The sequence below is a fragment of the Actinosynnema sp. NPDC020468 genome, assembly GCF_040642015.1.
Classification (GTDB): Bacteria; Actinomycetota; Actinomycetes; order Mycobacteriales; family Pseudonocardiaceae; genus Actinosynnema.
In genome coordinates this window covers 28,178-39,155 of the sequence record NZ_JBFAEO010000069.1, presented here as the reverse complement: position 1 = coordinate 39,155, position 10,978 = coordinate 28,178, and the positions used below count along the sequence as shown (strand labels likewise).

Sequence of the window (10,978 nt, the reverse complement as noted above, 5' to 3'; positions counted from 1 at the left end):
TCTTCCTCGCCGTGTGAACAATCCTCTTTTCCGCCGACTCGGTTGCTGGTAGCGTGCCGATGGCGATTCGAGTCGAGTCGCAAACCCAGGGGGGGCGACGCGGGCACCTCGGGGTGCGGCAGCCGCTCGGCGATCTCCCGCACCCGGGCCACCGTGATTCCGGTCCGCTGCTCCACGGCCAGCGGGTGGTCGGTGGGCTCCAACTCGACCGTCGGTCGCACCCCCACGGGCCCGGTGTGCACCATGGTCTTCAGGTTCAACGTCGTCGGCTCGTAGAGCGGCAGCACGGTGGACAGCCACCCGAAGCAGGCCGGCTCCTCCACCCGCCGCGGATCGGTCCACAACGCGGACATCCGGTCGAAGGTGTGCGGGGCGAGCGACACCCACACCCCCCACTCGAACTGCTCCTCGGCGTCCACCACCGGCAGGACCAGCCGGGCCCGCACGAAGAAGTGCTCGCCGTCGATCACGCACTGCTCGTCCCCGAGCACGGTGCCGGGCCGCCCGGCCGATCCCTCGTCCCAGTAGGCCGGCGCCGCGGTGCCGTAGGCGAACGGCACCTCGCCGTGCGGCTGCCCGCAGTGCGCGCACGGCAACCCCGATGTGATCGACATGGCGGCCACCCTATTGGGGGCGGCGGCACCGGTTCGCCGGGCGGGGTCCGTCGTGGGCGGTTCACCCGGCGTCCTGATCGGGTGTCGCGCCCGGCCCGTCGGCGACCCGGTCGCCGACGGTGCGTGGTCGGGGCCGCCACCTCCGGGTCACGTGGCCGCTCCGGCGGGTACGCCGTCGGCCGCGGGCGCCTGATCAGCGGGTTTCCCTGCCAGCATCGGGCGCGGAGTCCGGGGTGGCGCCGGACCTCGGGGAGGTAGCCGTGACGCTGTCCAAGTCCCACACCGGTGCGCAGCAGGACCTGTTCGCGGCCGACGACGGCCCGCTGGGCCACGACGTCTGGCGGCACATGCAGCGCGGGTTGATCTACCCGTCGCCCTACGCGGTGTTCGCGACGTTCTGGCGGTCGCCGGGTGGTCCCGGGCCCGCGCGGGCGGAGGTGGCCGCGATCCTCGGCACGCTCCGCGAGGAGATCCACCGGGACTTCGGCAGCGCCAACACCACGGTCGTGACCGGGGTCGGGTTCCGGTTGTGGGCGCAGTGGTGCGAGCGGGACGGGCTCCCCCTGCCCAGGGGGATGCGGTTGCTGCACCCGTCCGGCGAGCCCGCCGCGGACGCCGCCGTCGCGCCGTCCAGGGTGTTCGCCCGCTCCGGCGGCACGTTCGTCGACTCCGGCGCGGACCTGTGGTTCCACCTCAAGTCCGACCGCGAAGAGGACTGCCCGGCGGTGTTCGAGCGCCTCGCGGAGCTGCTCGCCGCGACCGGCGGGATCGACCCGGCGCGCACGGTCCACCAGCCGGCGGCGACGAAGTCGGTGCGGCCGGACAAGCGCGGCGGCAAGGTGCTCGGCTGCCGGTTCTCCGAGAACCTCAACAACCCCACCAGCCCGGTCGGCGTCCGCAAGCACACGCTCGTCGGGTTGGACGACCCGGCGTACCTCGGCGCGTCGTTCGTGCTGGCGCAGCGCTTCACCGTCAACTGGTCCAACGTGCTGAACATGAACCCCGACCAGATCGAGGACCTGGTGGGGCGCACCGCCGACGACGTCGTCATCCCCACCCGCGACGACCGCAGCCACATCTCGCGCTCCCGCTCGCAGGACGCGGCCGGCAACACCACCCCGCTGCTGCGGCTCGGCCTGCCGTTCGGGCACTCGGCGGCGGTGCACGACGACGACCTGCTGGGCAAGGGCGCGAGCCGCCGCGACGAGCAGGGGATCTACTTCGCCGGCTACGCGAACTCGGTGCGCGTGCTGGAGAACGTGATGGCCGAGCAGATCGGCGACGTGCCCGGCTTCATGGCCGACCGGCTGCTCGCCAACGTGCGCTCGGACCTGGGCGGCTTCTACTTCGTGCCCAACCAGGAGAACCTGGGCCTCGACCCGACGCCGGTGCCAGACCTGGCCTCCTCGTGGGACGACTTCCCCGGCGTGGACTGGGACCGGCTCGACCGGCACTTCGACCTGCGCTCGGCCAACGGGTACCTGTCCTACAACCACCACGACTACCTGCACCGCATGTCGACCATGTCGGCGGAGGACCGGGTGAAGTACCAGCCGCCGTCGGGTCGGGTGCTGCGGCTGCTGGAGGCGGCGTTCTCCCGGTGGCAGGACGGCTGGTACTTCGACCGGGCGCAGCAGGAGTTGGAGCACCTGTCCGCCTACGTCGAGCGGTTCGCCGGCGCGGAGAAGGCCCGAGAGGTGATGGCGCTGCCGCTCGTGGAGCGGATGGGCTGGGCGATCAAGATCGGGCTCGGCCGGGTGTTCCCCAGTCACGAGTACGGGTTCCGCGGCCGGCGGAAGGTGGGTCCGAACTTCGTCAACGGCGCGGACACCTACCACGTCGAACCGGTGGAGGTGATCGTCGGCGCGATGCCCAACCTGGGCCTGGGCTCGGGGAAGTACGTGATCGACTACACCCGCGAGGACGAGCGGCTCGACCACTTCCTGCTGGGCCTCGGTCCGGCCTCCGGCGTGGGCCACGTGGTGCCGGACTTCCCGCTGCTGCTGGAGAAGGGCCTGGACGGGGTGCTCGCCGACGTGGCCGCGAAGCTCGCCGCCGCCACAGAGGAGCCGCGCCGGCAGTTCTACCGCGCCGTGACGCTGGCGCTGGAGGGCGTGAGCGAGCACTGCCTGGCGTTCGCCCGGCTGGCCGCCGAGCTCGCGCACGACACGCCCGAGTCGGAACGGGCCGAGCGGGAGAACCTGCTGGCGATCCAGGGCCGGCTGCGCAAGCTCGCCCACCAGCCGCCGGACACCCTGGTCGAGGCGGCGCAGTTGGTCTTCACGCTGCACTCGTGCCTGCACCTGGTCGGCGAGCCGACCGCGCTCGGCCGACTGGACCGGATGCTGGAACCGTTCCACCGCAACGACCTCGCCCTCGGCCTGATCACCGAGGAGCAGGCGCAGGAGATCGTGGACTGCCTGTGGGTGAAGCTCGGCGAGAAGGTGCTGTGGAACCGGACGTTCGTCGAGGACCACCAGCCCTACGGCAACATGGCGATGGGCGGGTTCGCCGGCAACTACCCGCAGGGCGGTTCCACGAACCAGTGGGTGCAGCAGGTGACGGTCGGGGGCACCGAGCCCGACGACGCGCCCGGCGACGGCACGCCCTCGTACAACGCGGTGACCATGCTGTGCCTGCGCGCGGCGCGCCGGCTGCCGCTCAACGCGCCGTGCCTGTCGCTGCGGGTGCGGCCGGACATGCCGCGGGAGTTCGCCGAGGAGGCGGCCCGGGCGCTGCTCAGCGGCGGCGCGCACCCGATCCTGCTCAACGACCTCAAGATCGTCCCGGGGCTGGTGCGCAGCGGCGAGGACATCGGCGAGGGCGACGGGCCCACCGAGTTCACCCCGGTCCGGGAGAAGGCCGGGAACCGTTGGGACAGCAGCGTTTCCGTGGCGGTGGCGCGGGACTACGCGTGCGACGGCTGCTACGAGCCCCAGTTCGCGGGCAAGAACTGGTTCACCCTCGGCCAGGTCAACATGCTCCAGGTGCTGGAGGCCACCCTCAACCAGGGCAAGTCCTGGCTCACCGCGGGCCCGATGTTCCTGCGCGGTCAGCGGATCTCGTTCACCTCGGCCGCGCCGCGGGACCTCGACACGTTCGAGGATGTGCTCGCCCTCTACTTCAGGCACCTGTCGTGGATGTACGCCAAGCAGGCCGACGGCCAACTGGCCGCGTTCGGCCGGATGAGTGACGTCTGCCCGTCGCCGCTGCTGTCGGGCTTCGTGGACGACTGCCTGGAGAAGGGCCTCGACTACTACGCGGGCGGCGCGCGGTACAACGTCATCGCGCCCTCGCTGATCGCGCTGCCGAACGCGATCAACTCGCTGAACGCGGTGCGCCGGCTGGTCTTCGACCCCACCACGGCCGTGACCTCGCTGCCCGAACTGGTCCAGGCGCTGAGCTGCGACTGGGGCGAGGCGATGGTGGAGCCGTTCGTCAACACCCTGTCGGGCGCCGGCCGCATCGCCGCGCACGCCGAGCGCTACCGCGACCTGCGCGCCGCGGCTCTCGCGCTGCCCCGCTACGGCCGGGGCGACGCGGAACTGGACGCGTTCGGCGACGCGTTCCTGTCCCGCGTCTCGCGGACGGTGGTCGAGGTGCTGACGAAACCCGCCCGCTCGACGGCCCGTTCGCTGGTGGAGCTGGCGAACCGCATCGGCACTCCGGAACGGCCGTTCGGCGTGCAGATCCAGCCCGGCGTGGGCACGTTCGAGAACTACCTGGAGTTCGGCGCGGTCACCGGCGCCTCGCCCGAGGGCCGGCGGCGCGGCGAGACGCTCACCTCCGACCTCAGCCCTGTGCCGAGTCCGGCTGACCTGCCGATCGATCACCAGTCGCTGGACTTCGACCTCTCGCTGAAGGCGTTCTCCGGTCCGGGAACGGACTCGCTGTGGGACGCCGCGCCGACCGATTTCAACATCCGCGAGGACTTCCCCGAGGAGGCCCTGGTCCGGGTGATCGAGCGCTTCGCCGCGGGCGAGGGGTCGAACCTGCTCACGATCACCTGCGCCGACCCGGAGACCTTCGCCGCCGCGCGTCGCGACCCGGAGAAGTACGACCTGCTGCGGGTCCGGATGGGCGGCTGGAGCGAGTACTACATCGCGATGTTCCCCGACCACCAGCAGCAGCACCAGCACCGCCCGCTCAGCACCCCCGGCGCGGACTGATCCGTCGGCGGTCGGGCGGCAGGTGGATCACAAGAATCTTCACCCGCTGCAAAGTTGCAGTGGGTGAAGATTCTCGACTAGCGTCGGTGGCGTGACCGGAGGACTGCGGGACCGCAAGAAGCGCCAGACGCGGGACGCGTTGGCGCGGGCGGCCGTGACGCTGGTCGACGCGCGCGGGTTCGACCAGGTGACCGTCGACGACATCGCGGCCGAGGCCGGTGTGTCGGCGCGGACGTTCTTCAACTACTTCGCGGGCAAGGAGGAGGCCGTCGTCGGGCCCGACCCGGAGGCCGGGCCGCGGTTGCGGGCGTTGGTCGCGGCGCAACCGGCGTCGATGTCGACGTGCGAGGCGGTCAAGGTGGCGTTCCTCGCCGAGATCGCCGGTGAGGTCGACGTCGACCGCGAGCTGTGGCTCGCCCGCCTGCGGATCGTGATGGCGCACCCGGAGATGCTCGTGCGGGCGTTCGTCGGCAGTCAGGCCGCGGAGAAGTTCCTGGTCGAGGCGATCGCCGAGCGGACCGGGCTGGCCACGACCGACACCTACCCGCAGGTGTTGGCGGCGGCGGCCGGCGCGGCGTTCCGGTGCGCGGTGACCCGGTGGGCGACCGCGAACCGGCCGTTGGACGTGCTCGCCGCGGAAGCGCTCGACCTGCTCGCCGTCGGGCTCGCGGACCCTCCGCGCACCAGCACCTGAGACAGCACCGAACCCCCGGGGGGAGAACCACCATGTCGGAAACGACGACCGTCGAGCCGGACCAGGCAGGCGAGGCGCGCAACCGCGACGTCGTGCAGGCCATGTCGGGTCTGATGCTCGGCCTGTTCATGGCGATCCTGGCGTCGACCATCGTGTCGAACGCGCTGCCCCGCATCATCGCCGACCTGCACGGCTCGCAGTCGGTCTACACCTGGGTCGTCACCACCGAGCTGCTGGCGATGACCGCGACGGTCCCGCTGTGGGGCAAGCTCGCCGACCTGTACAGCCGCAAGCTGCTCATCCAGCTCTCGCTGGGCATGTTCGTGCTCGGCTCGCTGATCGCGGGCTTCGCGCCGAACGTCGAGGTGCTCATCGCGAGCCGGGTCGTGCAGGGCCTGGGCGCGGGCGGCATGACGGCGCTGGCCACGATCGTGATGGCGGCGATGATCCCGCCGCGCGACATGGGCCGCTACGCCGGGCTGTTCGGCGCGGTGTTCGGCGTCGGCACGGTCGCGGGCCCGCTGATCGGCGGTGTCCTGGTGGACACCTCGTGGCTGGGCTGGCGCTGGTGCTTCTTCATCGGCGTGCCATTCACCCTGGCGGCGATCGTGCTGCTCCAGCGCACGCTGCGGCTGCCGGTCGTGCGCCAGGAGGCGAAGATCGACTACCTGGGCGCGGTGCTGATCGTGTCCGGCGTGTCCACGCTGCTGGTGTGGTCGACGTTGGCGGGCAACCAGTTCCCGTGGGCGTCGGCGTGGACGGCCGGCCTGGTCGCGGCGGGCGTGGTGCTGCTGGGGCTGGCGGTGTGGGTGGAGTCGCGGGCGAGCGACCCGATCGTGCCGCTGTCGCTGTTCCGCAACCGCACCGTCACGCTGACCACAGTCGCGAGCGCCCTGGTCGGCGTGGCGATGTTCGGCGGAACGGTGTTCCTGTCGCAGTACTTCCAGATCGGCCTGGGCAAGACGCCGACGCAGGCGGGCCTGATGAGCCTGCCGCTGATCTTCGGCCTGCTGGTGTCCTCGACCGTCGCGGGCCAGCTGATCACCAAGTGGGGTCGATGGAAGCTGTTCCTGCTGGCCGGCGCGGCGATCATGGTCGGCGGGATGCTGCTGCTGTCCACGATCGACGCCACGACGAGCGTGCTCGTGGTCAGCCTGCACATGGCGGTGCTGGGCGTCGGCGTGGGGTTGCTCATGCAGAACCTGGTGCTGGCCGCGCAGAACGACGTGCCGGCGCGGGACCTGGGCGCGACCACCTCGACGCTGACGTTCTTCCGCAGCCTGGGCGGCGCGATCGGCGTGAGCGCGCTGGGCGCGGTGCTGGCGAACAAGGTGACCTCGGGCTTCGCCGAGAAGTTCCCGCAGGCCACGACCTCCGGCGGCGAGACGACCGTGCCGAACCTGGCCGACCTGCCCGAGCCGGTGCGGCTGATCGTGCAGGAGGTCTACGCCTCCGCCACCGCCGACCTGTTCCTGATCGGCACGCCGTTCGCGGTGCTGGCCCTGGTGGCGGTGCTGTTCGTCAAGGAGAAGCCGCTCAAGACGCTCAGCGGCGACGAGCGCCTGGCGGCCGAGCTGGCCGACGCGCACTGAGGACCACGGTTCGGCCCGGGACCTGCGTGTTCCGGGCCGGACCGTGGTCGTGGCACGGGGACGAATGGGACACTGCGCCCCATGACGCGTGAGCTCGGCCTGCGGGAGCGCAAGAAGTTGGCCACCCGGTCGGCGCTGGCCGAGTCGGCGCTGCGGCTGTGCGTGGAGCGCGGCTTCGAGTCGGTGACCGTCGAGCACATCGCGACCGCGGCGGGCGTGTCCCTGCGGACGTTCTTCAACTACTTCTCCTCCAAGGAGGAGGCGGTCGTGGCGGGCGACGTCGAGCGGGCGGCGGTGTTCGTGACCGCGTTCGCCGGACGGCCGCCGCACGAGCCGGTGATGGAGGCGTTGCGGCGGGCGCTGGAGACGATCGTGCCGTGCGCGCCGGACCGCGACGTGGTGGCCAGGCTGCGGGTGCTGCGGCGGACGCCGTCGCTGCTGCCGCACCAGATGGCCGCCTACCACCTCCAGGAGCGCGGACTGGCGCGCGCGGTGGCCGAGCGGATCGGCGCCGATCCCGACGCCGACCTCTACCCGGCCCTGTTCGCCGCCGCGGTCATGGCCGCCGCGCGGGTGGTCGTGACCCGGTGGTTGGACTCGCCCCGCACCCCGCTGCCCGACCTGGTGGACGCGCTGGTCGAGCAGCTGGGCGCGGGGTTCGCGGTTCAGGCGTCCCAGGTCACCGGCAGCGAGTGCGCGCCGTAGATCAGCATGTCGTCGCGCAGCCGCACCTGCGACGCCGGCACGGCGAGCCGCAGCCCGGGCAGCCTGCGCAGCAGCTCGGTGAAGCCCACGGTCATCTCGACCCGGGCCAGCTGCTGGCCGAGGCACTGGTGGATGCCGTGCCCGAACGCCAGGTGCGACACCCGCTGCCGGGTCACGTCCAGCTCGTCCGGCGAGGGGTAGGTGTCGGGGTCGCGGTTGGCCGCCACCACGGACACGATCACGGTCGCGTCGGCCGGGATCACCTCGCCCGCCAGCTCGACCTCCTCGGTGGTGGTGCGGTTGATGCCGAAGTGGATGATCGACAGGAACCGCAGCAGCTCCTCGACCGCGCCGTCGATCAACGACGGGTCGTCGCGCAGCCGGGCGAGCTGGTCGGGGTGCTCCAGGAGCGCGAAGGTGCCGAGCGACAGCATGTTCGCGGTCGTCTCGTGGCCCGCGATCAGCAGCAGGTTGGCGATGTTGGCCAGCTCGGTGTCGGTGAGCGCGGGCTCGGTGGCGGCGTGCACGAGGCCGGACAGCAGGTCGTCGCCCGGGTTCTCCCGCTTCTCCCGCACCAGGTCGAGCATGAACCGGTTGAGGCCCTCGCCGACCTCGATCACGTCGTCCACGTCCGCGTCGCGCGAGAGCAGCAGCGCCGTGCGGGACTGGAACTCCTCCCGGTCCTCGTAGTGCACGCCCAGCAGCTCGCAGATCACCAGTGACGGCACCGGCAGCGCGAACGCCGGCACCAGGTCGGCGGTGTCGCCCGCGGCGACCATCGCGTCGATGTGGTCGGCCACGATCTGCGCGATGCGCGGTTCGAGCTGCCGCATCCGGCGCACGGTGAACTGCCCGGTGAGCAGCTTGCGGTAGCGGGTGTGGTCCGGCGGGTCCATGAAGATGAACGTGCCCGCGCGGGCCTCCTTGTCGGCGGCGCGTTCGCGGAGCTTCTCGGGCAGCCGCTCGATCGCCTGCTCGGTGAGCCGCTCCGCGCTGGCCCGCGGGTCGGCCAGGAACGCCCGGCCCTCGGCGTGGCCGGTGATGAGCCAGCCCTCGCGGCCGTCCCGCAGCGTGATCCGCTGGACCGGCGCCTGTGTGCTGAGCTCCACCAGCCTGGGCGGCGGCTCGAACGGGCACCGGCCGCGGTCGGCCAGGTCGGAGGGCAGCGGCAGTCGGGAGTCGGCGTAGTCCTTGTCGGAGACGGGCGTGGCGTTGCCGGTGTCGCTCGTGGCGGCGTCGGCGGTGGAGGTGGACATCCCCAGTCCTTGTCCCGGCCCGGTCCCCCGACCGGGCCGTAGCTAGATAACCCACGGTACCAAAACGTGCACGGCGTGCAGCTTTTTTTGACGGCGGGGCCGGTTCTGCGCCAAACTGTTTCGCGTAGCTAAACGTGTGGGTGGGCCCGACAAGCGGGGGAGCGGATGACCGTCACGGACGCGGCGACCGGCGGGCGGCGCAAGTCGGCCGAGGAGCTGGGACCGCACTACAAGTGGATCGCGCTGTCCAACACCACGCTCGGCATGGTGATCGCGACGATCAACTCCTCGATCGTGCTGATCGCGTTGCCGGACATCTTCAAGGGTATCGGCATCGACCCGCTGCAACCGGCCAACACCGGCTACCTGCTGTGGATGATCATGGGCTTCCTCGTGGTCACCGCGGTGCTGGTGGTCAGCTTCGGCCGGCTCGGCGACATGTACGGCCGGGCGCGCATGTACAACCTGGGCTTCGCGATCTTCACCGTCTCCTCGGTGTTCCTCGCGATCACCTGGTTCCGGGGCGACGCCGCGGCGCTGTGGCTGATCGGCTGGCGGGTGGTGCAGGGCGTGGGCGGCGCGTTCCTGATGGCCAACTCCTCCGCGATCCTCACCGACGCGTTCCCGGCCAACCAGCGCGGCACCGCCCTGGGCATCAACGGCGTGGCCGCGATCGCCGGCTCGTTCCTCGGCCTGGTCATCGGCGGCGTGCTCGCGCCGGTGAACTGGAACCTGGTGTTCCTGGTGTCGGTGCCCTTCGGCGTCGTCGGCACGATCTGGGCCTACCTCAAGCTGCACGACACGGGCGTGCACAAGCACATCCCGATGGACTGGTGGGGCAACGTCACCTTCGCCGTCGGCCTCGTCGCGGTGCTCGTCGGCATCACCTACGGCATCCAGCCGCACGGCGAGTCCGCCACCGGCTGGGGCAGCCCGTTCGTGCTCGCGTGCCTGCTCGGCGGCGTCGCGGTGCTGGGGCTGTTCTGCTGGGTGGAGAGCCGGGTGGCCAACCCGCTGTTCACCCTGTCCCTGTTCAAGCTGCGCGCCTTCACCTGGGGCAACATCGCGAACTTCACCGCCTCGCTCGGCCGCGGCGGGCTCCAGTTCATCCTCATCGTGTGGTTGCAGGGCATCTGGTTGCCGCTGCACGGCTACGGCTACGAGGAGACCCCGCTGTGGGCGGGCATCTACATGCTGCCGATGACCGTCGGGTTCCTGCTGTCCGCGCCCGCGTCGGGCGTGCTGTCGGACCGGGTCGGCAGCCGCTGGCTCGCCTCGGGCGGGATGCTGCTCACCGCGATCACCTTCGGGCTGCTGATCGCGCTGCCGGTGGACTTCCCGTACTGGGCGTTCGCGACCGTGCTGGTGCTCAACGGGATCGGCATGGGCATGTTCAGCTCGCCCAACCGCGCCGAGGTGATGAACAGCCTGCCCGCGCACGCCCGCGGTTCCGGCTCCGGGATGATGACCACGTTCCAGAACACCGCGATGGTGCTGTCCATCGGTTTCTTCTTCAGCCTCATCATCGCGGGCTTCTCCGCCGAACTGCCCGCCGCCATGCACGACGGCCTGGTGTCGCACGGGGTGCCCGAGGCGGCCGCCGCGCAGATCGCGAAGCTGCCCGCGGTGGCCGTGCTGTTCGCCGCGTTCCTCGGCTACAACCCGGTGCGCCAACTGCTCGGCGACCACCTCGGCGCGCTGCCCGCCGACCAGGCGTCGTTCCTCACCGGCCGGTCGTTCTTCCCGAACCTCATCGCCGGCCCGTTCGCGCACGGCCTGGCCGTCGCGTTCGGTTTCGCCATCGCGCTGTGCCTGGTCGGCGCGGTCGCCTCGCTGCGCGCCCGCCCCGAAAGGACGGTCGAAAGTCATACCGAAGGCTGAGAGGGCAACGACTCAAGGCTGAACCGGTCTCAGGTGGACTGTGCCAGGCTTCTCCGCATCCGCCCGA

General features: G+C 71.3%; 7 protein-coding genes. 5 read left to right on the top strand and 2 right to left on the bottom strand.

Going from position 1 to position 10,978, the window contains the following annotated elements; all coding sequences use genetic code 11:
• On the bottom strand, window positions 1–614 hold a 614-nt coding region (locus tag AB0G50_RS33125; protein ID WP_360116988.1), incomplete at its 3' end, for a DUF2199 domain-containing protein.
• A gap of 260 nt (window positions 615–874) precedes the next feature.
• Between AB0G50_RS33125 and AB0G50_RS33120 the strand changes: the two genes are divergently transcribed.
• The 4 genes from AB0G50_RS33120 (at window position 875) to AB0G50_RS33105 (ending at window position 7,774) form a co-directional block, all read left to right on the top strand.
• On the top strand, window positions 875–4,783 hold the full coding sequence (locus AB0G50_RS33120; RefSeq protein WP_360116985.1) for a pyruvate formate lyase family protein: 3,909 nt from the start codon (window positions 875–877) through the stop codon (window positions 4,781–4,783).
• Window positions 4,784–4,874: 91 nt separating this feature from the next.
• Window positions 4,875–5,477: a TetR family transcriptional regulator gene (locus AB0G50_RS33115; RefSeq protein ID WP_360116982.1), complete on the top strand. Its 603-nt coding sequence runs from the start codon at window positions 4,875–4,877 to the stop codon at window positions 5,475–5,477.
• Window positions 5,478–5,509: 32 nt separating this feature from the next.
• Window positions 5,510–7,069 (top strand): MDR family MFS transporter, encoded by a 1,560-nt coding sequence (locus AB0G50_RS33110; protein WP_360116979.1) that lies wholly within the window; start codon window positions 5,510–5,512, stop codon window positions 7,067–7,069.
• A gap of 81 nt (window positions 7,070–7,150) precedes the next feature.
• On the top strand, window positions 7,151–7,774 hold the full coding sequence (locus AB0G50_RS33105) for a TetR family transcriptional regulator (RefSeq protein WP_360116976.1): 624 nt from the start codon (window positions 7,151–7,153) through the stop codon (window positions 7,772–7,774).
• Here the strand turns inward: AB0G50_RS33105 and AB0G50_RS33100 are convergent.
• On the bottom strand, window positions 7,735–9,030 hold the full coding sequence (locus AB0G50_RS33100) for a cytochrome P450 (RefSeq protein WP_360116973.1): 1,296 nt from the start codon (window positions 9,028–9,030) through the stop codon (window positions 7,735–7,737). The two genes, AB0G50_RS33105 and AB0G50_RS33100, sit on opposite strands and share 40 nt — an antisense overlap.
• 165 nt (window positions 9,031–9,195) lie before the next feature.
• Here AB0G50_RS33100 and AB0G50_RS33095 point away from each other — a divergent pair, with 165 nt between their 5' ends.
• Window positions 9,196–10,911 (top strand): MFS transporter, encoded by a 1,716-nt coding sequence (locus AB0G50_RS33095; protein ID WP_360116970.1) that lies wholly within the window; start codon window positions 9,196–9,198, stop codon window positions 10,909–10,911.
• The last annotated feature ends 67 nt before the right edge of the window (window positions 10,912–10,978 follow it).

Coding starts and splice junctions, on each gene's coding strand:
- AB0G50_RS33100 (WP_360116973.1), bottom strand. CDS start 9,030: ATGTCCACCTCCACCGCCGACGCCGCCACGAGCGACACCGGCAACGCC.
- AB0G50_RS33105 (WP_360116976.1), top strand. CDS start 7,151: ATGACGCGTGAGCTCGGCCTGCGGGAGCGCAAGAAGTTGGCCACCCGG.
- AB0G50_RS33110 (WP_360116979.1), top strand. CDS start 5,510: ATGTCGGAAACGACGACCGTCGAGCCGGACCAGGCAGGCGAGGCGCGC.
- AB0G50_RS33095 (WP_360116970.1), top strand. CDS start 9,196: ATGACCGTCACGGACGCGGCGACCGGCGGGCGGCGCAAGTCGGCCGAG.